General features: G+C 71.5%; 20 protein-coding genes. 18 read left to right on the forward strand and 2 right to left on the reverse strand.

Annotated features, from left to right (window positions below; translation table 11 throughout):
* Nucleotide 1 precedes the first annotated feature (1 nt).
* The 6 genes from argB to IT072_RS06470 are packed head-to-tail and all read left to right on the forward strand — an operon-like array spanning nucleotide 2 to nucleotide 5329.
* Nucleotides 2-928: an acetylglutamate kinase gene (argB, locus tag IT072_RS06450; RefSeq protein WP_223360131.1), complete on the forward strand. Its 927-nt coding sequence runs from the start codon at nucleotides 2-4 to the stop codon at nucleotides 926-928.
* On the forward strand, nucleotides 925-2121 hold the full coding sequence (locus tag IT072_RS06455; RefSeq protein WP_223360132.1) for an acetylornithine transaminase: 1197 nt from the start codon (nucleotides 925-927) through the stop codon (nucleotides 2119-2121). The genes argB and IT072_RS06455 overlap by 4 nt, the downstream gene beginning before the upstream one ends.
* Before the next feature lie 41 nt (nucleotides 2122-2162).
* Nucleotides 2163-3101, forward strand: coding sequence for an ornithine carbamoyltransferase (gene argF, locus IT072_RS06460; protein ID WP_223360133.1), 939 nt, complete (start codon nucleotides 2163-2165; stop codon nucleotides 3099-3101).
* Complete coding sequence (gene argH / locus IT072_RS06465; protein WP_223360134.1) at nucleotides 3098-4558, forward strand: argininosuccinate lyase; 1461 nt, start codon at nucleotides 3098-3100, stop codon at nucleotides 4556-4558. Before argF ends, argH begins: the two co-directional genes overlap by 4 nt.
* Nucleotides 4558-4683 carry a hypothetical protein gene (locus IT072_RS21255; protein WP_263282064.1) on the forward strand — a complete coding sequence of 42 codons (126 nt, stop codon included), beginning with the start codon at nucleotides 4558-4560 and terminating at the stop codon, nucleotides 4681-4683. The genes argH and IT072_RS21255 overlap by 1 nt, the downstream gene beginning before the upstream one ends.
* Nucleotides 4684-4699: 16 nt before the next feature.
* Nucleotides 4700-5329 carry a DNA-3-methyladenine glycosylase gene (locus IT072_RS06470; RefSeq protein ID WP_223360135.1) on the forward strand — a complete coding sequence of 210 codons (630 nt, stop codon included), beginning with the start codon at nucleotides 4700-4702 and terminating at the stop codon, nucleotides 5327-5329.
* 104 nt (nucleotides 5330-5433) lie between these two features.
* Here the strand turns inward: IT072_RS06470 and IT072_RS06475 are convergent, their stop codons facing one another.
* Together IT072_RS06475 and IT072_RS06480 are read right to left on the reverse strand one after the other, a co-directional pair.
* Nucleotides 5434-6030: a hypothetical protein gene (locus tag IT072_RS06475; RefSeq protein WP_223360136.1), complete on the reverse strand. Its 597-nt coding sequence runs from the start codon at nucleotides 6028-6030 to the stop codon at nucleotides 5434-5436.
* Complete coding sequence (locus IT072_RS06480; protein ID WP_223360137.1) at nucleotides 6027-6665, reverse strand: DNA-binding protein; 639 nt, start codon at nucleotides 6663-6665, stop codon at nucleotides 6027-6029. Before IT072_RS06480 ends, IT072_RS06475 begins: the two co-directional genes overlap by 4 nt.
* A 134-nt stretch (nucleotides 6666-6799) precedes the next feature.
* Here IT072_RS06480 and tyrS point away from each other — a divergent pair, with 134 nt between their 5' ends.
* From tyrS to IT072_RS06540, 12 genes are all read left to right on the forward strand, one after another.
* Nucleotides 6800-8101: a tyrosine--tRNA ligase gene (gene tyrS, locus IT072_RS06485; protein WP_223360138.1), complete on the forward strand. Its 1302-nt coding sequence runs from the start codon at nucleotides 6800-6802 to the stop codon at nucleotides 8099-8101.
* A 31-nt stretch (nucleotides 8102-8132) separates the two neighbouring features.
* Nucleotides 8133-8291, forward strand: a complete 159-nt coding sequence (locus IT072_RS06490; protein WP_223360139.1) for a hypothetical protein — start codon at nucleotides 8133-8135, stop codon at nucleotides 8289-8291.
* A complete protein-coding gene (locus IT072_RS06495) occupies nucleotides 8284-9075 on the forward strand; it encodes a TlyA family RNA methyltransferase (protein WP_223360140.1) in 792 nt (263 codons plus the stop codon). The genes IT072_RS06490 and IT072_RS06495 overlap by 8 nt, the downstream gene beginning before the upstream one ends.
* A 133-nt stretch (nucleotides 9076-9208) precedes the next feature.
* A complete protein-coding gene (locus IT072_RS06500; RefSeq protein ID WP_223360141.1) occupies nucleotides 9209-10126 on the forward strand; it encodes an NAD kinase in 918 nt (305 codons plus the stop codon).
* The gene (gene recN, locus IT072_RS06505; protein ID WP_223360142.1) at nucleotides 10119-11843 is read left to right on the forward strand and encodes a DNA repair protein RecN; all 1725 of its coding nucleotides are present in this window, start codon (nucleotides 10119-10121) and stop codon (nucleotides 11841-11843) included. The genes IT072_RS06500 and recN overlap by 8 nt, the downstream gene beginning before the upstream one ends.
* A 44-nt stretch (nucleotides 11844-11887) precedes the next feature.
* On the forward strand, nucleotides 11888-13615 hold the full coding sequence (locus tag IT072_RS06510) for a CTP synthase (RefSeq protein ID WP_223360143.1): 1728 nt from the start codon (nucleotides 11888-11890) through the stop codon (nucleotides 13613-13615).
* Nucleotides 13615-14247 (forward strand): NUDIX domain-containing protein, encoded by a 633-nt coding sequence (locus IT072_RS06515; RefSeq protein WP_223360144.1) that lies wholly within the window; start codon nucleotides 13615-13617, stop codon nucleotides 14245-14247. Before IT072_RS06510 ends, IT072_RS06515 begins: the two co-directional genes overlap by 1 nt.
* Nucleotides 14244-15149, forward strand: coding sequence for a site-specific tyrosine recombinase XerD (gene xerD / locus IT072_RS06520; RefSeq protein WP_223360145.1), 906 nt, complete (start codon nucleotides 14244-14246; stop codon nucleotides 15147-15149). The genes IT072_RS06515 and xerD overlap by 4 nt, the downstream gene beginning before the upstream one ends.
* A gap of 118 nt (nucleotides 15150-15267) precedes the next feature.
* Nucleotides 15268-16167 carry a ParA family protein gene (locus IT072_RS06525; protein WP_223360146.1) on the forward strand — a complete coding sequence of 300 codons (900 nt, stop codon included), beginning with the start codon at nucleotides 15268-15270 and terminating at the stop codon, nucleotides 16165-16167.
* Nucleotides 16151-17005 carry a segregation and condensation protein A gene (locus IT072_RS06530; protein WP_223360147.1) on the forward strand — a complete coding sequence of 285 codons (855 nt, stop codon included), beginning with the start codon at nucleotides 16151-16153 and terminating at the stop codon, nucleotides 17003-17005. Before IT072_RS06525 ends, IT072_RS06530 begins: the two co-directional genes overlap by 17 nt.
* On the forward strand, nucleotides 16995-17615 hold the full coding sequence (gene scpB, locus IT072_RS06535) for an SMC-Scp complex subunit ScpB (protein ID WP_223360148.1): 621 nt from the start codon (nucleotides 16995-16997) through the stop codon (nucleotides 17613-17615). Before IT072_RS06530 ends, scpB begins: the two co-directional genes overlap by 11 nt.
* Nucleotides 17605-18369 carry a pseudouridine synthase gene (locus tag IT072_RS06540; protein WP_223360149.1) on the forward strand — a complete coding sequence of 255 codons (765 nt, stop codon included), beginning with the start codon at nucleotides 17605-17607 and terminating at the stop codon, nucleotides 18367-18369. Before scpB ends, IT072_RS06540 begins: the two co-directional genes overlap by 11 nt.
* The last annotated feature ends 1 nt before the right edge of the window (nucleotide 18370 follow it).

The raw sequence follows: 18370 nt of genomic DNA on the forward strand, positions 1-18370 counted from the left end.
CATGACGACGAACGCAGACACCGACACCGAGGCCGTCGACGACGGGGCGGAGCAGTCCGCCGCCGCGGCGAAGGCCGCCACCCTCATCGAGTCGCTGCCGTGGCTCAAGCGGTTCCACGACCAGATCATCGTGATCAAGTTCGGCGGGAACGCCATGGTCAGCGAGGAGCTCCAGCGCACCTTCGCCGAGGACATGGTGTACCTCCGCTACGCCGGCATCCGCCCCGTGGTGGTGCACGGCGGTGGCCCGCAGATCTCGGCGATGCTCGACCGGCTCGGAATCCACTCCGAGTTCCGCGGCGGGTACCGCGTGACGACCCCGGAGGCGATGGATGTGGTCCGCATGGTGCTCACCGGGCAGATCAGCCGCGACATCGTGAGCAACATCAACAAGCACGGGCCGCTCGCCGCCGGCCTCTCGGGGGAGGACGCCGGCCTGTTCCAGGGCCGTCGCCGCGGCGCGATCGTGGACGGCGAGGAGGTCGACCTCGGTCTCGTGGGCGATGTGATCGGCGTGAACCCGGAGGCGGTGCACGCGCAGATCGCGGCCGGCCGCATCCCGGTCGTCTCGTCGATCGCGCCCGACGTGGACGACCCCGGTCAGGCCCTCAATGTGAACGCCGACGCGGCGGCCGCCGCCCTCGCCGTCGCGCTCGGAGCCGCCAAGCTCGTCATCCTGACGGACGTCGCCGGCCTCTACAGCGACTGGCCGGACCGCGACTCGCTGCTGTCGAAGATCGACGCGGACGACCTGCGGGCGCTGCTGCCGTCGCTCGAGTCGGGCATGATCCCGAAGATGGCGGCCTGCCTCGACGCGGTCGACGGCGGAGTGCCGAAGGCGGCGATCATCGACGGGCGCGTGCCGCACTCGATCCTGCTCGAGGTGTTCACGCAGTCCGGAATCGGAACGGAGGTGGTGCCCGCGTGAGCGAGCTGACTCAGGGGCAGTGGAAGGGCCGGTACGGCGATGCGATGATGCGCACGCTGGCGACGCCGAAGCTCATGCTGGAGCGCGGCGCGGGCTGCCGCGTCTGGGACATCGACGGGAACGAGTATCTCGACTTCCTCGCCGGGATCGCGGTGAACTCCCTCGGTCACGGCCACCCGGCCCTGGTGGAGGCCGTGAGCAGCCAGATCGGCTCGCTCGCCCACGTCTCCAACTACTTCTCGACACCGCCGCAGCTGGAGCTCGCCGAGCGCCTCCGCACCATCACCGGCGCCGGCGATCAGGGACGTGTGCTGTTCGGCAACTCGGGCGCCGAGGCGAATGAGGCCGCGTTCAAGCTGGCCCGCCTGAACCGCGGCCCGCACGGCAAGCGCACCCGCGTGCTCGCGCTGAACAACGCGTTCCACGGGCGCACGATGGGCTCGCTCGCCCTGACCGGCAAGCCGCCGATGCGCGAGGCGTTCGAGCCGCTGCCCGGGGGCGTCGAGCACATCGACTCCACCGTCGAAGCGCTGGAGGCGGCGATCGACGACCGCGTGGCCGCGCTCTTCGTCGAGCCGATCAAGGGCGAGGCCGGCGTGCTCGAGCTGCCGGACGGCTACCTGGCCCGGGCGCGCGAACTGACCGAGCAGCACGGGGCGCTGCTGATCCTCGACGAGATCCAGACCGGCGTCGGCCGCACGGGACGCTGGTTCGCGTACCAGCACGCGGACATCCTGCCCGACGCGGTCACCGTCGCGAAGGGCATCGCCGGAGGGGTGCCCATCGGCGCGCTCGTGACCTTCGGCTGGGCATCCGAGCTGTTCAGCCAGGGCCAGCACGGGTCCACCTTCGGCGGCAACCCGCTGGCGACCGCCGCGGGCAACGCCGTGCTCGGCGAGATCGAGCGCGCGGGGCTCGTGGAGAACGCAGCCCGCCGCGGGGAGGAGCTGCGCGCGATCATCCGCTCGTACGACTCCCCCCTCATCGACGCCGTGCGCGGGTCGGGCCTGCTGATCGGCATCGGCCTGACCGGCGGGGAGGCGCACCGCCTCTCCGACGCCGCGCTCGCCGAAGGGCTCATCATCAACGCGCCGAACGAGTCGAGCATTCGGCTCGCGCCGCCGCTGATCGTGGGCGACGCCGAGCTCGCCGAGTTCCGCGAGCGCTTCGGCCGCGCGCTCGCGGCCCTCTGACCTCCCGAGACGAACCGCCCCCTGTGGGACGAAAGGCACCGATGACCAGGCACTTCCTTCGCGACGACGACATCAGCCCTGCCGAGCAGGCCGAGATCCTGGCCCTGGCGGCCGAGCTCAAGCGCGACCGGTTCGCGCGCAAGCCGCTCGACGGCCCGCAGACCGTCGCCGTGGTCTTCGACAAGACATCGACGCGCACACGCGTCTCGTTCGCGGTCGGCATCGCCGACCTGGGTGGCAGCCCGCTCATCATCTCGAGCGCCGACAGCCAGCTCGGCGGCAAGGAGTCGATCGCCGACACCGCCCGCGTGCTGGAGCGCATGGTCGCCGCCATCGTCTGGCGCACGTTCGCCCAGGCCGGACTGGAGGAGATGGCCGCGGGGACACGCGTCCCGGTCGTCAACGCGCTGTCGGACGAGTTCCACCCCTGCCAGATCCTCGCCGACCTCCAGACGGTGCAGGAGCACAAAGGCTCGCTCGCCGGACTGACGATGAGCTACTTCGGCGACGGCGCCAACAACATGGCCCACTCGTACCTGCTCGGTGGCGCGACCGCCGGCATGCACGTGCGCATCGCCGCCCCCGCGGAGTACGCGCCGGATGCGGCCATCCTCGCCGACGCCGCCCGCATCGCGGAAACGACCGGAGGCTCCGTGCGGGTGCTCACGGACGCCGCAGCGGCCGCCGAGGGCGCCGACGTCGTCGTGACCGACACCTGGGTGTCGATGGGTCAGGAGGCCGAGAAGGCGCAGCGCCTCGCCACGTTCGGCGACTACCAGGTCGACGAGGCGATCATGGCGAAGGCCGCGCCCGACGCGGTCTTCCTGCACTGCCTGCCCGCCTACCGCGGCTACGAGGTGGCGGCGGAGGTCATCGACGGCCCGCAGTCCGTGATCTGGGACGAGGCCGAGAACCGCCTCCACGCGCAGAAGGCCCTGCTGACGTGGCTGCTTCAGAAGAACCAGGAGGAGGCCGCATGAGCCAGGACGACAACGGCACCGGCGTCGGCAAGACCGGAGAGGGCTCCCTCTGGGGCGCCCGGTTCGCCGGAGGGCCGTCGCCCGAGCTCGCACTGCTGAGCAAGTCCACCCACTTCGACTGGGCGCTCGCGGCCTACGACATCGCAGGCTCGCGTGCCCACGCCCGGGCCCTCGCGGCGGCGGGCTACCTCGACGACGCCGAGCTGGCGGGCATGCTCGACGCGCTCGACCGACTCGACGCGGACGTCGTCTCGGGAGCCTTCGCCGCACTCGAATCGGACGAGGACGTGCACGGCGCGCTGGAGCGCGGACTGATCGAGCGTGCAGGCGCCGATCTCGGCGGCAAGCTGCGCGCCGGTCGCAGCCGCAACGACCAGATCGCCACCCTCGTCCGCCTCTACCTGCGCGACCACGCCGGGGTCATCGCGGAGCGCATCATCGGTCTGATCGACGCCATCGCAGCGCAGGCGGACGCGCACCCCACGGCGATCCTGCCGGGTCGCACCCATCTCCAGCACGCGCAGCCCGTGCTGCTCGCCCACCACCTGCTCGCGCACTGCTGGCCGCTGGTCCGCGACCTCGAGCGCCTGGCCGACTGGGACAAGCGCGCGGACGTCTCGCCGTACGGAGCCGGCGCGCTGGCCGGCTCGACCCTCGGCCTGGACCCGCTCCTGGTCGCCCGCGAGCTGGGGTTCGCCGCCAGCTCCGAGAACTCGATCGACGGGACGGCGGCGCGGGATGTCGTGGCCGAGTTCGCGTTCGTCGCCGCCCAGATCGGCGTCGACCTGTCGCGCTTCGCCGAGGAGATCATCCTCTGGAACACGCGCGAGTTCGGTTTCGTCACCCTCGACGATGCCTACTCGACAGGGTCGTCGATCATGCCGCAGAAGAAGAACCCCGACATCGCAGAGCTCGCCCGTGGCAAGTCGGGCCGCCTGATCGGCAACCTGACGGGGCTGCTGACCACGCTCAAGGGCCTCCCGCTCGCCTACAACCGCGACCTGCAGGAGGACAAGGAGCCGGTGTTCGACTCGGTCCAGACCCTCGAGGTCGTGCTCCCCGCCTTCGCCGGCATGGTCGCGACCCTGCGCTTCCACACCGACCGCATGGCCGAGCTCGCGCCGCAGGGCTTCTCGCTCGCGACGGACGTCGCCGAGTGGCTGGTGAAGCAGCACGTGCCGTTCCGCACCGCGCACGAGATCACCGGGAGCCTGGTGAAGTTCGCCGAAGAGAACGGACTGGAGCTGCACGAGGTGGGCGACGATCAGCTCGCCGCGGTCTCGCCCCTGCTCACCCCGGAGGTGCGGTCGGTGCTCACGGTCGAGGGCTCGGTCGCCAGTCGCGCCGGCGCGGGCGGAACCGCGCCCGACCGCGTCGCCGAACAACTCGCGACTCTCACCGAGCGCGTCCGCACCCTCACCGGTGCGTTCGCCGCGAGCCGACGGGACCTCGTCTGATGGCCGGCCCCGACAAGACCCCGGCCAAGCGTCCCTGGCTCATCCCGCTCATCGTGGTGGTGGCGGCGGCGGTCATCGTCGTCGGCCTGATCGTCGCAGTCGCCGCGGGCGGCCGGATCTTCTGACGGCCGCCGCACCGTGATGCCGTTGCACCACCCCCGACGCGAGGCCTTCGCGACGTCGTCGCTGGAGGTGGCGCCGCGGCTCCTCGGCGCGGTGCTCCGTCACACCACCGCGCAGGGCACCGTGGGCCTCCGCATCACGGAGGTGGAGGCGTACATCGGCGATGGGCTCGACCCCGGGTCCCACGCGTTCCGCGGACGCACCAAGCGCAACGCGGTGATGTACGGGCCACCCGGCCATCTCTACGCGTACTTCACCTACGGGATGCACGTGTGCGCGAACGTCGTCTGCTCGCCCGAGGGCGAGGCCACGGCCGTACTCCTGCGCGCTGCGGAGGTGATCGAAGGGCAGTCGCTGGCGGAGGAGCGCCGCATCGGCGCCTCCCGCCGGGCCATCCCGCACCGGGACCTCGCCCGCGGCCCGGCGCGCCTGGTCGTGGCGGCGGGCATCGCGCTCGCCGACGACGGGGCCGACCTGTTCGGCGGTCGCTTCGAACTGCTGCTGCCGGACGAGCAGGCCGAGTACGCGTCCGGGCCGCGGACGGGCGTCTCCGGCCCGGGTGGAGGAGCGGCGTTCCCCTGGCGGTACTGGTTGCCGGGAGACCCGACGGTGTCGCCCTACAAGCGGCACCCGAAAGCGGACGACTGAGGTCAGGGCTCGTAGCGCTCCGCGCGCACGAGTGCTGCGCTACGGGACGACCGCTGCGCGGCGCGCAGCCGCGCTCGTCCCCGCCGGTGGCAGTCGGGGCGAGCTCAGGCCGCCACGAACCGGAACAGGCCGGCGCACACGCAGGCCCACACGATGCTCACGAGGGTGCCGATGATGAACCGTTCACGCGCCTCCGCGGCGTCCAGCTCGGTGAAGCGGCCGACGCCCTTGATCGCGACGATGATGCCCAGCGCCTCCGGGAATCCGGCCATGATCGCACCGGTGGTGGCGAAGCGTTCGAGGAAGCCGATGGTCGTGCCGCCGCGCAGCACCTCCCTGGTCGCGTCGGCTCCAGTGGTGCGGTCGTGGACGACGATGCCGCCGTGGTCGCCCGAGACGGTCGTGCTGCGCGTCGCCAGGGCGAGGACGAGCTGCGAGGCGGGGCCGCCGCCCGCGACGCTCAGGGCCAGCGTCGCGATGCCGATGAGCACGCGGAACTCGATCGGCGCCTCCTGCTGCGGAAAGGTCGCGAGGAGGAACGCGAGCGCGAGGAGGCCGGTGCCGGTATAGACCAGCGGGCGACGCGGCGTGCGCAACGTCGCGACCATGCAACCGAGGGCGCCGATCGTCAGCAGCAGGATGAGCACCCACAGCACGTGCGGGAACCAGAACGCGAGGAAGGCCGGCGGCAGTGTCGTCATTCGTCCTCCGAGTCGGCGGCGGTGGGGGAGGCGCCTGCGCGTGAGGCGTCGGCGCTCGCCAACAGCCTAGTCAGGGCGGGCACGGCCGCCAGTTCGACACGGAGGCCGGCGGCACGGGCGCGGTCGCTCACCGACTGCGGGGTGATGCCGAGGCGCGCGCCGGCCTGGGCCTGTGTGAGACCGGCCGTCACGAGGTCGTACAATTCCCAGCCCGCGGCGGAGCGGCCGTCGCGGAGGGTGAGCAGCAGATCGGTGAGGGCCTCGACATCGGCGGCGGCCTCGGGAGCCGTGAGGGAGTCCACCGCGAGGCGGGTCGGGGATCTCTTCGCCCGGCCCACGGCCGTGCGCGCGGCGACGAACGCGTCCCCGCTCGCCGCGCGCGTCTGAGCGGGCAGCGGGCTGCGCACGGCGCCGATGCCGACCCCGACGCTCCAGAGGCCGTCGCGGGTCAGCTCGAGCACGAGTGCCAGCGCAGTGGCCGGGTCCGCCGTCAGCGCCTGGAGCTCGTCGCCGGCGTTCCGGTCGACCGGCAGGGCGAGGCGCTCGCCGTGGCGTTCCTGCACGACGGTCATCGTCTCGGCGGCCAGATCGGGACCGGTGCGGCTGCCGACCTGGTCGGCGGTGATGACGAACATGCTGCCTCCTCGATCAGGACTCCAGACCTGATGGCAATGATATCAGGCTTGGGGACCTGATGGCAATCAGGTCAGGCCTTCAGGCCTGTTGTCGCGAGAGAAGGAGAGCATCCTCCCGCTGATAATCTGAGCAGATGTCCGACTCCGTGACCCTCGAATCGCAGACCATCGACCCGTCCTTCGACACCGTGTGGGACGAGCTCGTCTGGCGCGGCCTCGTCCACGTCTCCACCGACGAGGCCGCACTGAGAGAGCTCCTGGCGGGCGGACCGGTCACGTATTACTGCGGTTTCGACCCGACGGCGGCGAGTCTCCACCTCGGCCACCTCGTGCAGCTGCTGACCATGCGCCGGCTGCAGCTGGCCGGGCACAAGCCGCTCGGGCTGGTCGGTGGCTCGACCGGGCTGATCGGCGACCCGCGGCCGACCGCGGAGCGCACGCTCAACACGCGCGAGACGGTCGCCGAGTGGGTCCGCTCCCTGCAGGCGCAGGTGTCGAAGTACCTGAGCTTCGAGGGCGACAACGCCGCCCGCCTCGTCAACAACCTCGACTGGACGGCTCCGCTGTCGGCCATCGACTTCCTGCGCGAGATCGGCAAGCACTTCCGCGTCGGCACCATGCTGAAGAAGGACGCGGTCGCCGCGCGCCTGAACTCCGACGAGGGCATCTCCTACACCGAGTTCAGCTACCAGATCCTCCAGGGGCTCGACTTCCTCGAGCTGTACCGCCAGTACGGCTGCGTGCTGCAGACCGGCGGCAGCGACCAGTGGGGCAACCTGACCAGCGGGACGGAGCTGATCCGCAAGGTCGAGGGCGTGCACGTCCACGCCATCGGCACGCCGCTCATCACCAACAGCGACGGCACCAAGTTCGGCAAGAGCGAGGGCAACGCGATCTGGATCGACGCGGCTCTCACCAGCCCGTACGCGTTCTACCAGTTCTGGGTCAACACCGACGACGCCGATGTGATCGCGCGCCTCAAGGTCTTCACCTTCCTCACCCGCGACGAGATCGCCGAGTACGAGCGCGCCGTGGCGGACGAGCCGTTCCGCCGCGCGGCCCAGCTGCGGCTGGCGCGCGACGTCACCGCGCTCGTGCACGGGGTCGAGCAGACCGAGGCGGTCATCGCGGCGACCGGGGCCCTGTTCGGTCAGGGCGACCTCGCGTCGCTCGACCGCGGCACCCTGGAGTCGGCCCTGCGCGAGCTGCCGAACACCACGACGGCGCCGAGCACCACGATCGCCCAGGCGCTCGTCGACACCGGCCTCACGAAGAGCCTCGGGGAGGCGCGTCGCGCCGTCGACCAGGGTGGCGTCTACACCAACAACGCGAAGGCGGAGGACGCCGAGGCGCCGATCGGCGGGGCTGCCCTCGACGGCGGGATGGTCGTGCTGCGCCGCGGCAAGAAGACGCTCGCCGGGGTCTTCGTCGAGTAGCCGGGCCCGGACGGAGGGGTAGCCTGAACGCATGCCCGAACAGGACCGCGACCACGGAGACGACGCGCTGGTGGAGCGCCTCGAGGTGATCGAGGAGCAGCCGCTCGCCGCGCGCGCCGACGCCTACGCGCAGCTGCACGCCGAGCTCTCCGACCGGCTCGAGGGAGCCGACGTCCGCCGCGATGGCTGACCGGCTCGACGTCGCCCTGGCCGCGCGCGGGCTGGCCCGTTCGCGCACCCACGCCGCGACGCTCGTCGCGCAGGGCCTCGTGACGGTGGACGGCGTCCCCGTCGTGCGTGCGTCCGCCAAGGTCGGCGAGTCCCAGGCGATCGAGGTCGCGGGCGCCGATCACTACGTGAGCCGTGGCGCCCACAAGCTGATCGCCGCGCTCGACGCCTTCGCGGTGCCGGTGGACGGGCGGCTCGCACTCGATGCGGGCGCCTCGACCGGCGGCTTCAGCCAGGTGCTCCTGGAGCGCGGCGCCGCGCGGGTGATCGCCGTCGACGTCGGCCACGGCCAGCTCGCCCCCGAGCTGCGGCAGGAGCAGCGGCTGTCGTCGTTCGAGGGCGTCAACGTGCGCTCGCTGACGGCGGGCCAGCTCGCCGGGCTGACCGGGAGCGAGGTCCGTCCCGACCTGGTCGTCGCCGATCTCTCCTTCATCTCCCTCGGGCAGGTGCTGCCCGCGCTACGCGAGACGGCGGTGCGGGAGGCCGATTTCGTGCTCCTGGTCAAACCGCAGTTCGAGGTCGGTCGCACGGGAGTGCGCGAGGGGATCGTGCACGACGCCGGGCTGCGGGCGGACGCCCTCACCGGCGTGCTCTGGGCGGGCTTCGACCTCGGTCTCGGCACGGCCGGAGTCATCGCGTCGCCGATCGCCGGATCGCACGGCAACCGGGAGTTCCTCGTGCATCTCACGCAGCGCGGCACGAACCCGACCGGGTGGCTCGACCGGGCGCAGGAGCTCGCCCGCTGAGCCCGGAGCGCACGCGGCGCAGGGCCGGCGGAACATCCCGTGAATTCTCCACAGGTGACGCCGATCCGACCGGATCGCGCCGATTCTCCGACAGAATGGGATGACGACCACACGAGCAAGAGGAGTGACGGGTATGGGAGCAGCGACGCGATACATCCTCGTCGTCGCGCACACCGGTCGTCAGGACTCGCTCGAGGCGGGCGTGCGCGTGTGCACCCAGCTGCTGGAGGCGGGCGTGATCCCGGTGCTGAGCGCCGACGAGCGCCGCGACCTGCTGGCGGCCGAGCCCGGTCTCGACCGGATCGCCCTGCTCGGCGACGAGGTGAAGCCGAGCGAGCTCGAGCTCGTGATCGTGCTCGGCGGCGACGGGACCATCCTGCGCGCGGCCGAGCTGGTCAGAGGCTGTGCGGCTCCGCTGCTCGGGGTGAACCTGGGTCATGTCGGCTTCCTCGCCGAGAGCGAGCGCGACGACCTCGAGATCGCCGTCGCCCGGGGCCTCGCCAAGGACTACGAGGTCGAGGAGCGCATGACGCTGTCGGCCCGGGTCAAGGTGGGCGACGAGGTCGTCTACGAGAGCTGGGCGCTCAACGAGGCCACGGTCGAGAAAGCCAGCCGCGAGCGGATGCTCGAGGTCGTCATCGAGGTCGACGGCCGCCCGATGTCGAGCTTCGGCTGCGACGGCGTCGTGATGTCGACGCCGACCGGCTCCACCGCCTATTCGTTCTCCGCGGGCGGCCCCGTCGTCTGGCCCGGCGTCGCCGCCCTGCTGCTCGTGCCGCTCAGTGCGCACGCGCTCTTCTCGCGGCCGTTGGTGGTCGACGCGGAATCGTCGCTGGCGGTCGAGCTGCTCGACCGCGCCGGCGGCGCCGGGATCCTCTGGTGCGACGGGCGACGGGCGTTCGACCTCCCGAGCGGTGCGCGCGTCGTCGTCCGGCGCTCGCCCATCCCGGTGCGCCTCGCCCGGCTGCATCCCGGGCCGTTCACCGACCGGCTCGTGCACAAGTTCGATCTTCCCGTCACGGGATGGAGGGGACCAGCGGGCCGTGACTGACGTGCGTGGAGCGATCGAGGAGATCTCGATCAAAGATCTGGGCGTCATCGCGGACGCCTCCCTGCCCCTGGGGCCGGGATTCACGGCCATCACCGGCGAGACCGGTGCGGGCAAGACGATGGTGGTCTCGGCGCTCGGGCTGCTGCTCGGCTCGCGGGCAGACACGGGCGCGGTGCGGTTGGGCAGTGGTCAGGCCTGGGTCGAAGGCCGCTGGCGCGTCGCCGACGCGGGCGACGTCGTCGAGCGCGTCCGCGACGCGGGCGGCGATGTCGACGCCCTGGGCGGGGGAGAGGCGGAGCTGGTGCTGAGCCGGGCCGTCTCCGCGGAGGGCCGGTCGCGCGCCGTCGTGGGCGGCCGCAGTGCGCCGGTGAGCGTGCTGACCGAGCTGGGCGAACAGCTGGTCGTCGTGCACGGCCAGTCCGATCAGATCCGCCTGCGCTCCGCGGTCGCGCAGCGTGAGGCCGTCGACCGCTTCGCGGGGCCGGACTTCGCCGCCGCCGTCGAGGCGTATGCGCAGGTCTTCCATCGCTGGCGCGACGACCGCGCCGAGCTCGACGAGCTGATCACCGACCGCGACCGCCGCTCGCGCGAAGCGGAAGACCTGCGCGTCGCCATGTCCGAGATCGAGACCCTCGCCCCGCAGCCCGGCGAGGACGACGAGCTGGCGGAGCGCTCCGAGCGGCTGACCAATCTGGAGGAGCTGCGGCTCGCCGCGGCCGGCGCACGCGAGCTGCTCTCGGCGGAGGAGTCGGAGGGCGCCGACGCGCTCGGGCTGCTCGACAACGCCCGCCGCCAGCTGGAGCGCATGGCGCCCCACGACACCGCGCTGGGGCCGCTGGCGGAGGCGGTGGCCAACGCGAACTACCTCGTCTCCGACATCGCTGCCCAGCTGTCGACCTACCTCGACGGGCTCGACACCGACGGCGCCCGCGAGCTGGAGATCGTGCAGGAGCGGCGGTCAGAGCTCGCCGCCCTCGTGCGCAAGTACGGTCCCACCCTCGACGACGTCATCCGCACGCTCGAGACCGGCAGCCTGCGACTGCTGGAGCTCGACGGCGACGCCGACCGCATCGAGGCGCTGAGCCGGGAGGTCGAGGCCGACGAGGCGCTCGTGGCCGAGCTCGCCGCCGACCTGGGCGCGCGCCGGCGCGAGGCCGCCGAGCGTCTCTCCGCCGCGGTCTCCGACGAACTCTCCGCCCTCGCCATGCCCGACGCCCGAGTGGTCGTCGAGGTGACCGAGCGCGAGGAGTACTCCTCCACCGGGCGCGACCAGGTGTCCATCCTGCTGCAGCCGCATCCCGGCGCGGAACCTCGACCGCTCGGCAAGGGCGCCTCCGGGGGCGAGCTCTCACGCGTCATGCTCGCGATCGAAGTGGTCATCGCCGGGGCGGACCCGGTGCCGACGTTCATCTTCGACGAGATCGACGCAGGCGTGGGCGGCGCCTCCGCGATCGAGATCGGCCGGCGGCTGGCGCGGCTCGCCGAGCGCGCGCAGGTGATCGTCGTGACGCACCTGGCCCAGGTGGCGGCCTTCGCGACCAACCACCTCACGGTCGTGAAGGGCAACGACGGATCTGTCACGGCCTCCAGCGTGCGCCGCCTCGACGGCGACGAGCGCATCGCCGAGATGGCCCGTCTGCTGTCCGGCCTCCCGGACTCCGAGAGCGGCCTCGCGCACGCCAGGGAGCTCGTCGAGATGGCGGCCGCCGCGCGCTGATCCGTCGGGCGAGCGCGGCATCCCGTGCGGCGGGGACCGAGCCGATGGTGATAAGCTGCAAGCCCGTGGTGGATAAATCTGAAGCGGGCATCTCGAACGGCACTACCAAGCACATCTTCGTGACCGGTGGTGTCGTTTCTTCGTTGGGGAAGGGCCTCACGGCGGCCTCCCTGGGCAACCTTCTGACCGCGCGCGGGCTCCGCGTCGTGATGCAGAAGCTCGACCCCTATCTGAACGTCGATCCGGGGACGATGAACCCGTTCCAGCACGGCGAGGTCTTCGTGACCGACGATGGAGCCGAGACCGATCTCGACATCGGCCACTACGAGCGATTCCTCGACATCAACCTCGGCCAGTCGGCCAACGTGACCACCGGCCAGATCTACTCGAACGTGATCGCCAAGGAGCGCCGCGGCGAGTACCTCGGCGACACGGTCCAGGTCATCCCGCACATCACGGACGAGATCAAGCGCCGTATGCGCCTGCAGGCCCAGCCCGGCCCGGACGGCGAGCCCGCCCCCGACGTGATCATCACGGAGATCGGCGGCACGGTCGGCGACATCGAGTCGCAGCCGTTCATCGAGTCGGCCCGCCAGGTGCGTCACGAGCTGGGCCGCAAGAACTGCTTCTTCGTGCACGTGTCGCTCGTCCCGTTCATGAACGCATCGGGCGAGCAGAAGACCAAGCCGACCCAGCACTCGGTCGCGGCGCTCCGCTCCATCGGCATCCAGCCCGACGCCCTCGTTCTCCGCAGCGACCGCCCGGTCTCCGAGAGCAACAAGCGCAAGATCGCGCTCATGTGCGACGTCGACGAGGGCGCCGTCGTGAACGCCGTGGACGTGCCGAGCATCTACGACATCCCCACGATGCTCCACGACCAGGGCCTCGACGCCTACATCATCGACCAGCTCGGCCTCGACAAGGCGAACGACGTCGACTGGGACGGCTGGGCGCGCCTGCTCGAGGCCGTGCACGACCCGAAGCACGAGGTCGTCATCGGCCTCGTCGGCAAGTACATCGACCTCCCCGACGCCTACCTGTCGGTCACCGAGGCGCTTCGTGCGGGAGGCTTCGCGCATCAGACGAAGGTGAAGCTCAAGTGGATCCCGTCGGACGAGTGCCAGACGGCGGAGGGGGCGGCCGCGCAGCTGAGCGACGTCGACGCGATCTGCGTGCCCGGCGGTTTCGGCGTGCGCGGCATCGAGGGCAAGGTCGGGGCGCTGCGCTTCGCCCGCGAGAACGGCCTCCCCGCGCTCGGCCTCTGCCTCGGCCTGCAGTGCATGGTCATCGAGTACGCACGACACGAGGCCGGTCTGGGCGGCGCGTCGTCGTCGGAGTTCGACCCCGAGACCGAGTTCCCCGTCATCGCGACGATGGCGGAGCAGGTGGAGATCATCGCCGGCGGCGACCTGGGCGGCACCATGCGCCTCGGCCTCTACCCGGCCGCTCTCGCCGAGGGCTCCCTCGCCGCCGAGCTGTACGGCGCCACCGAGGCCAGCGAGCGCCACCGCCACCGCTACGAGGTCAACAACAACTACCGCGAGCAGATCGCCGACGCGGGCCTGTGGTTCTCGGGCACGTCGCCCGACGGACACCTGGTCGAGTACGTCGAGCTGCCGCGCGACGTGCACCCGTTCTACATCGGCACGCAGGCCCACCCGGAGCTGCGCTCGCGACCCAACCGCGCGCACCCGCTCTTCGCCGGCCTGGTCGGCGCGGCGCTCGAGCGCCAGAAGGCCAGCCTCCTCTTCGACGTCGCCGCGGAGGGCTGATGGGGGACCGTCTGCTGTCGGACGAGCCGCTCCACCCCGAGGTGGTCTCCTCCGAGAGGGTCTTCGAGGGCAAGGTCTGGGACCTGCGTCGCGACGTGTTCCGCTACAACGGCGAGGACATCACGCGCGAGTATGTGGACCACACGGGCGCTGTCGCGGTGTTCGCGCTGGACGAGCAGGACCGAGTGCTGCTGATCAGCCAGTACCGGCATCCGGTGCGTCATCGCGACTGGGAGATCCCGGCCGGCCTGCTCGACATCCGCGGCGAGGAGCCGCTGGTCGCAGCGCAGCGCGAGCTGGCGGAGGAGGCCGACCTCGTCGCCGACGAGTGGAACGTGCTGAACGACATCTTCACGAGCCCCGGCGGCAGCGACGAGGCCATCCGCATCTACCTGGCGCGCGGCGTGCGCCCGGCGGCGGAGGCCTTCGCCCGCGAGGAGGAGGAGGCGGACATCGAGACGCGGTGGCTGCCGCTGGACGAGGCGGTCGACGCCGTGCTCGCCCGCACCGTGCACAACGCCCCGCTGATCATCGCGCTGCTCGCGGCGCGCACGGCCCGCGAGAAGGGCTGGGCGACACTCGGCCCGGCGGACGCGCCCTGGCCGACCCACCCGAAGCTCGGCAGGGGATGACCGCTGCGGCGGAGGTGGACGCCTACCTGCGGCACGTGACGATCGAGCGCGGGCTCTCGGCGAACACCGTCGCCGCCTACCGGCGTGACCTCGCCGTCTACACCGGCTGGCTCGACGAGCGCGCGGTGACCGACCTGCGAGAGGTCACCGCGCCGATGGTCGCGGAGTTCGTCGGCCACCTCGGAACGCGCCCGGAGTCGCCGCTCACCGCCTCCTCTCTCGCCCGCGTGCTCTCGACGGTGCGCGGCCTCCACCGCTTCCTCCTGGAGGAGGGCCGACTGGAGCAGGACGTCGCGCACGAGGTGCGTCCCCCGAAGCTGCCGAGCCGCCTGCCGAAGGCGATCACGATCGACCAGGTGGCGGCCCTGCTGGCGGCGACGGACGGGGAGGAGGTCGCGAACCTCCGCGACAAGGCCCTCCTCGAGCTGATGTACGCGACGGGCGCACGCGTCAGCGAGGCGGTCGGCCTCAACGTGGACGACGTGATCGACGCCGACATCGTGCGCTTGACGGGCAAGGGGAGCAAGCAGCGCATCGTCCCCCTCGGCAGCTACGCGCGCGCGGCCATCGACGCGTACCTCGTGCGCGCCCGCCCGCTGCTCTCGGCGAAGGGGCGGGCGACGCCCGCGCTGTTCCTCGGGATGCGCGGGGCCCGTCTGTCGCGGCAGAACGCCTGGCTGATCATCCGGGCCGCCGCGGAGCGCGCGCAGCTGCCGGTCGAGATCTCGCCCCACACCCTCCGGCACTCCTTCGCCACCCACTTGCTGGCGGGCGGGGCCGACGTGCGCGTTGTGCAGGAGCTGCTTGGGCACTCGTCGGTGGCCACGACCCAGATCTACACGCTCGTGACGGCGGACACGCTGCGTGACGTCTACACGTCGGCGCACCCGCGGGCGCGCTGAGCCGCCCGGCCGCGCGCCCTCCCGCGAACCGCCGCCCGGCCGCCCCGCGGCACCGTTGCGCCGCGGATAGACTGTCCCCTTGAACAGACCGCCTAGGAGAGGGACGAGGAACACCCCGGTGACGCGCAACGACGAGGTCAGGACAGAGCTTCCCGGCATGGACGAGGCCTCCCTCGCCACGAAGCTCGGACCGACCGGGCGACCCGTGCGCGCGTTCCCCCAGCCGACTCCGCTCGCCCAGCACGGGCCGGCCCGCATCGTGGCGCTCTGCAATCAGAAGGGCGGCGTCGGCAAGACGACGACCTCCATCAACCTCGGCGCCACCCTCGCGGACTACGGCCGGCGCGTGCTGGCCATCGACTTCGACCCCCAGGGCGCCCTCTCGGCCGGTCTCGGCGCGCAGACGCACGACGTGACGACCATCTACGACCTGCTCCTCAATCGCAACGCCGACGTGCAGGGCGCGATCCAGACCACGAGCGTCCCCGGGCTCGACATCATCCCGGCCAACATCGACCTCTCCGCCGCCGAGGTGCACCTCGTCAACGAGGTCGCCCGCGAGCAGATCCTCGCCTCGGTGCTCCGCAAGGTCAGCGCCGACTACGACGTCATCCTCATCGACTGCCAGCCCTCGCTCGGCATCCTGACGGTCAACGCCCTCACGGCGAGCCACGGCGTGCTCATCCCGCTCGAATGCGAGTACTTCGCGCTGCGCGGAGTGGCCCTGCTCATCGAGACGATCGACAAGGTGCGCGAGCGCCTCAACCCGGCGATCGAGCTCGACGGCATCCTGGCGACCATGTACGACTCGCGCACCCTCCACTCGCGCGAGGTGCTGGAGCGCGTCGTCGACGCCTTCGGCGACCGCGTGCTGGAGACCGTCATCTCGCGCACGGTGAAGTTCCCGGACGCGTCCGTCGCCGGCACCCCGATCACCCAGTTCGCGCCCGAGCACGCCGCCGCCGAGGCCTACCGCCAGCTCGCGCGGGAACTGATCTTCCGTGGCGCCGTCGCCTGACGACGCGCCGCCGGGTGAGCCCGCGGTCGACGCCGTGGTCGTCGAGGAGACGCCGGGCACCGGCTTCCGCGTCGCCGTCGGCACCTTCGAGGGTCCGTTCGACCTCCTGCTGTCCCTGATCACCAAGCACGAGCTCGACATCACCGAGATCTCGCTGAGCCGGGTGACGGACGAGTTCATCGCCTACCTGCGCGCGCTCGAGACGGAGGACAGCCTCGACGAGGCGAGCGAGTTCCTGCTCGTGGCCGCGACCCTGCTCGACCTCAAGGTCGCCGGACTCCTCCCGCAGGGCGAGCTCGTCGACGCGGAGGACGTCGCGCTGCTCGAGGCGCGCGACCTCCTCTTCGCCCGCCTGCTGCAGTACCGCGCGTTCAAGGAGGCCTCGGCCTGGTTCGGCCGTGCGCTGGAGACCGAGAGCGCCCGCCACACCCGCACCGTGCGGCTGGAGGACAAGTTCCGCCAGCGTGACCCGGAGCTGGTCTGGACCCTCGGCCTCGACGACTTCGCGGCACTCGCGGCGCTGGCGATGACCCCGCGGGAGATCCCCGTCGTCGGGCTGGACCACCTCCACGCGCCGCTCGTGAGCATCCGGGAGCAGGCGGCGATCGTCGTCGGCCTGCTGCGCGGCGGAGACCAGCTGTCGTTCCGGCAGCTGGTCGCGGGCGCCGATCAGAAAGGCGTGGTGATCGCGCGCTTCCTGGCGGTGCTGGAGCTGTACCGGCACGCGGCCATCGCCTTCGAACAGCTGGAGCCGCTGGGCGAGCTGACCCTGCGCTGGACCGCGGAGCACTGGTCCGAGGAGAACCTGACCAACCTGGGAGCGGATTATGACGGTTGAGGATGTGACCGAGGCGACGGACACGACGGAGGTGCCGGCGCCCGTCGACGACTCCGAGATCGAGCGCGCGCTGGAAGCGATCCTCATGGTCGCCGACGAGCCGATGAGCGTCGTGACACTCGCCACGGCTGTCGGGGCGCCGGTGAAGCGCGTGCGGCAGGCGATCGACGTGCTCGTCGAGGACTTCGACGGCGCGGCACCGGGCGGCAGCATCCGGCGCGGATTCGAACTGCGCGAGGTCGGCGGCGGCTGGCGCGTCTACGTGCGCGCGGAGTACGACACGGTCGTCTCCGGCTACGTGCTGCAGCAGAACCCGACGAAGCTTTCGCAGGCGGCGCTCGAGACACTCGCCGTCATCGCGTACAAGCAGCCGATCAGCCGCGGCGCGATCGCCTCCATCCGTGCGGTCAACGTCGACTCGGTCGTGCGCACCCTCCTCGGCCGCGGGCTCATCACCGAGCTCTTCACCGACAGCGAGACCGGAGCCATCAACTACGGCACGACCGATCTGCTGCTCGCCCAGCTCGGCATCAACTCACTGGACGAGCTGCCCAAGATCTCCCCGCTGCTGGCGGACGGAGCGGAAGGATTCGACGCCGATGTCCGCTGAGGATGAGCGCGTGGACGCCCCGCAGGGCGAACGCCTGCAGAAGGTCATGGCCGCGGCCGGAGTCGCCTCCCGCCGCGTCTCCGAACAGCTGATCGTCGAGGGCCGCGTGACGGTCAACGGCCAGGTCGTGACCGAGCTCGGCCGCCGCATCGATCCGGAGCAGGACCGCGTCGCCGTCGACGGTACGGCCGTGCAGCTCGACACCAGCCGCCGGTACATCATGCTGAACAAGCCCGTCGGAGTGGTCAGCTCGATGCGCGACGAGCAGGGCCGTCCCGACCTCTCCCGATTCGCGGCGGAGTTCGACGAGCGCCTCTTCAACGTCGGCCGGCTCGACGCGGAGACCTCCGGCCTCCTCATCCTGACCAACGACGGGGAACTCGCCCACGTGCTCGCGCACCCGTCGTTCGGTGTCACCAAGACGTACATCGCGCGCGTGCGCGGCCTGGTCACCCCGCAGACGATCGCGCGGCTGACCCGCGGCGTGGAACTCGAGGACGGCCCCATCTCCGCCGACCGCGCCCGCCTGCTCCAGTCCAGCGGCGGGGGCAAGGACAGCCTCGTCGAGGTGACCCTGCACTCGGGCCGCAACCGCATCGTGCGCCGCATGATGGCGGAGGTCGGGCATCCCGTGATCGAGCTGGTGCGCCGGCAGTTCGGCCCGCTGCACCTCGGCACCCTGAAGGTGGGGGCCATGCGTGACCTCACCAAGGAGGAGCTCGGCAAGCTCCTCACCATCTCCCGCGAGGGCTGAG

Origin of the sequence: Leifsonia sp. ZF2019, from assembly GCF_019924635.1 — a bacterium.
Classification (GTDB): domain Bacteria; phylum Actinomycetota; class Actinomycetes; order Actinomycetales; family Microbacteriaceae; genus Leifsonia.